Source organism: Ensifer sp. LC163, from assembly GCF_001695855.1.
Taxonomy (GTDB): domain Bacteria; phylum Pseudomonadota; class Alphaproteobacteria; order Rhizobiales; family Rhizobiaceae; genus Ensifer.
In genome coordinates this window covers 1-3,832 of sequence record NZ_MBSS01000041.1, presented here as the reverse complement: position 1 = coordinate 3,832, position 3,832 = coordinate 1, and the positions used below count along the sequence as shown (strand labels likewise).

The window sequence follows — 3,832 nt, the reverse complement described above, 5'->3', positions numbered from 1 at the left end:
GCGCCAGCGCGGGTATCGGCCAAGCATCAGTCGCTACTGCATTTCGTCGGCCAAGCGCCGTGGTCGGACGAGGCGCTTCTGGCGCGGGTTGGCGACCTGGTGCTGCCGCTGATCGAGCGGCATGGGCCGATTGAGGCGTGGATCGTGGACGATACGGGATTTCCCAAGAAGGGCAGGCATTCGGTCGGGGTCGCGCGGCAATATTGCGGCCAGCTCGGCAAGCAGGACAACTGCCAGGTCGCAGTCAGCCTCTCGATCGCCAACGTCGCGGCGAGCTTGCCGATTGCGTACCGGCTGTATTTGCCCGAGATCTGGGCCGACGATCCCGAGCGGCGGCGCAAGGCGAAGATCCCTGACAGCGTCGCGTTCCAGACCAAGCCCGCAATCGCGCTCGACCAGATCCGCGCCGCTCAAGCGGCCGGAGTTGCACCCGGCGTGGTGTTGGCCGACGCCGGCTATGGCGCGGACGGCGCATTCCGCACCGGCCTGTCGGCGCTCGGCCTCGACTATGTCGTGGGCGTGCAACCGACACTCAGTGTCTGGCGACCTGGCGAGAAACCATTGCCGCCCAAGCCTTGGCGCGGAAAGGGGCGGCCAACCTCGCTGATGCGCCGCAGTCCCGAGCACGGCCCGGTATCGGCGAAGGCGTTGGCTCAGGAACTGCCGCAAGATGCCTGGCAGACCATTGGCTGGCGGGAAGGAACGAACACTGACCTCGGCTCCCGTTTCGCCGCCGTGCGCGTGCGGCCCGCGTCCAGGGATTACAAATTGACCGAGCCCCGCGCCGAGGAATGGCTGCTGATCGAATGGCCCGAGGGTGACACCGAGCCGCTCAAATACTGGCTCTGCACTCTCGCCGCCGACGCTTCGCTCGCAAAGCTCGTCAGCACCGCCAAACTGCGCTGGCGCATCGAGCGCGACTATCAGGAACTCAAGCAGGAACTCGGGCTCGGCCATTATGAGGGGCGCGGCTGGCGCGGCTTCCATCATCATGCAAGCCTCTGCATCGCCGCTTACGGATTCCTCATCTCCCAAAGGGAGGCGATTCCCCCCTCAGCGCCGACCAAAACCAAAAACCGCCCGGAACCTGCCGTTCCCCAAGATTATCGACCCCGCGGATCCCCCGATCCGACCCGAGCGACACACGCCAAATTCGATCGCCACTGTCCGAAGACACTTGACCGTCGCACTCAGTCGCAGCCTTCAGCGATGTCCATGCTGCACCAGGACCAATGCCCGCTAAAATCCACAAACTTGTGACGCAGTAAGACTAGGAGCCCGTCCACGAATTGATTTTGTGTCCGCAGATCCTTGACCGGCATCAAGATTTGCGAGGATCTGCATTTGTGTGCGGGTCTATGAAGGCGGTTTAAAGCAAGATCCGCGGACTGAGATCAGCGGTAACGCGCATATATGAGGGCGGATTATTCAACCGCCCATAATTTGGTGAGATTGTGGGCGATGCAAACGAGGCTCCACTCGTGTTGAACTTTATCAAGACCGCGCAGCAGAAACTGACGAAAGCCCCGGGCCTGTTTGATCTGGCCGAAGACGGGCTCGGGCAATTGCTTGCGGAGACGATACCGACTTCGGTGGCCGCCGAGCTTTAGTTTGCGACGCATCGCCTGGGTAAGCGGGCCGCCCACCTTGCTTGCGATCGCCGGCCGCTTTGCCTGACCGGTTGCGATGTAAGCGGAAATCTTAGCTCGACTTTGTACATTATGCGGCGAAGCAAAGCGCCTGCGCCATACGCTGAAGCCGTCCGGGAGGTATTTTATGCATTTCCGGGTTTGACGGGGAGTGTCGATAAAGATCGCCGCTCCACAACACGAGGCGCACAGCGCCAATTGCATCTGTGAATGTCAGATCGGTTTTCCTATACCATGCGGCGGCGTAAGGGGGCGTGGTTTGGCTGAGAACATCCCCCGCCCAGACTGTCACGAGACTATAGAGGGCCAGGAGCGAAGGCGTTGTGCGGATGATGGCGTTGCCATTCCACTGGCGCTGGGTCTCCACACCATGATGGGCGCGTGTTTCGGCGAACGTCACTTCGATCTGCCAGCGTCGAACGAAGTAGGCGATGATCTGGGTCGGCTCGAGCTCGGTATTGGTGCTCATGAACGCCTGCGGTTCGCGGCGGCCCGTCGGGTCTCGAACCAGGACCCAGCGAATTGGCCTTGGCGGGGTTCCTCGCCGATACCACAAGCCAGTGCCTGTCGTGATATCGAGGTGTTTGTCGGTTTGTCTGCCATACCAGGTTGAGGCGACGATGCGTTGCCAGACGGTCTTGGGGTTGTTGAGGACCGCTTTCAGCTTGGGCAGGGGCATACCTTTTTGTGCAGGCCGCCCAAGCGTGTGTTCGTGTCGCGGATCTGGCGGGGCAAACAGACTGGCGTCCAGACGCAGGCGTGTGATGAGGGTGGCGCTGGCTGGCAGGGCTGCAGCCAATGTGTGGACAGCAAAACTGCTGTCGCCAACAAAGATGAGATCGCGTCCAGGCAGCCAGCGGCAGAGCTGCAACACGCCCTGTCTTGCCCAATCCGTCAGCAGTTTGTGCTTTCGTCCCCTCTTTTTGTCGTAGCGCTCCGAGGGGCATAAAAGCGTCAAGACTGGCAGGGCCTTGATGCATTTGGCCCATGGGACCGGGGCAAGAACCATGAAGCTCAACCAGCGCAAGCCGCTGGCTTTGACGAAGTGACCGTGGCTGGAGCGCACCGGATCGCGATAAATGCCACGGGCGGCAATCTTTGGTCCCCATCGGCGTTCGATGGTGTCATCCATGCCGATCACAATGGGACCATCGGGTACGGGGCTGGCGACAACGACCGATAGCAGCCGCGAAGCCAGCGTGCGCGGATTCCAACGCGCGCGATTTAGGAGCTGATGGTAGAGGGAAAAATTGCCCGCCTCGGCGCGGCCGGTGATCCGCAAACAGGCAGTCACTGTCCGTTTGCCTGGAGACAGGATCGCGCCCATCACCAGGACCAGCAGATGCTCCCAGCTGGGTGCCGTGAACCAAGGACGAAACGACGACAGCCACTGGCGAAGGATGTGCGGAACAGGATCTCCCGACCCGACGCAGTTCTCGTTATGATCGGTCATCCACCGGTTCGAATCCGGCCAGGCGAAACAGGCAAGTCAGCGAGACTGCGGCGAATTGATTCACCCCGCTCAAATTGCCACAAAATGAGAGTACCGCGCGCACTCCATGCGGCCAGTACGCGCAAGATCAGCGTTGCCGCTACAAACCTGAAATTCCCAAGAGATTTTGTACAAAGTCAAGCTAACTAGTCTTACTGCGTCACAAGTTTGTGGATTTTAGCGGGCATTGTCCTGGTGCAGCATGGACATCGCTGAAGGCTGCGACTGAGTGCGACGGTCAAGTGCCTTCTGACGGTGGCGATCGAATTTGGCGCGTGTCGCTCGGGTCGGATCGGGGGATCCGCGGGGTCGATAATCTTGGGGAACGGCAGGTTCCGGGCGGTTTTTGGTTTTGGTCGGCGCTGAGGGGGGAATCGCCTCCCTTTGGGAGATGAGGAATCCGTAAGCGGCGATGCAGAGGCTTGCATGATGATGGAAGCCGCGCCAGCCGCGCCCCTCATAATGGCCGAGCCCGAGTTCCTGCTTGAGTTCTTGATAGTCGCGCTCGATGCGCCAGCGCAGTTTGGCGGTGCTGACGAGCTTTGCGAGCGAAGCGTCGGCGGCGAGAGTGGAGAGCCAGTATTTGAGCGGCTCGGTGTCACCCTCGGGCCATTCGATCAGCAGCCATTCCTCGGCGCGGGGCTCGGTCAATTTGTAATCCCTGGACGCGGGCCGCACGCGCACGGCGGCG

3 protein-coding genes and 1 pseudogene are annotated in these 3,832 nt (G+C 61.1%); 1 reads left to right on the top strand and 3 read right to left on the bottom strand.

The genetic code is table 11. The features are described from left to right. Positions 1–1,260 (top strand): IS701 family transposase (locus BC360_RS24655; RefSeq protein ID WP_083222720.1); only part of this gene is annotated, 1,260 nt, incomplete at its 5' end. A 164-nt stretch (positions 1,261–1,424) separates the two neighbouring features. On the opposite strand, the pseudogene BC360_RS31095 reads toward BC360_RS24655, so the two are convergent. The 3 genes and pseudogenes from BC360_RS31095 to BC360_RS32855 form a co-directional block, all read right to left on the bottom strand. Beyond that, a pseudogene (locus BC360_RS31095) lies at positions 1,425–1,700 on the bottom strand (transposase); the annotation flags it as partial. A 19-nt stretch (positions 1,701–1,719) separates the two neighbouring features. Continuing rightward, positions 1,720–3,102 carry a transposase gene (locus tag BC360_RS24650; protein WP_065797226.1) on the bottom strand — a complete coding sequence of 461 codons (1,383 nt, stop codon included), beginning with the start codon at positions 3,100–3,102 and terminating at the stop codon, positions 1,720–1,722. A gap of 216 nt (positions 3,103–3,318) precedes the next feature. Beyond that, positions 3,319–3,832: transposase (locus tag BC360_RS32855; protein ID WP_065797225.1), on the bottom strand; the 514-nt coding region annotated here is incomplete at its 5' end.

What these genes read in the sequence shown, in the direction of transcription:
- BC360_RS24650 (WP_065797226.1), bottom strand. Translation starts at nt 3,102, where the DNA reads ATGACCGATCATAACGAGAACTGCGTCGGGTCGGGAGATCCTGTTCCG.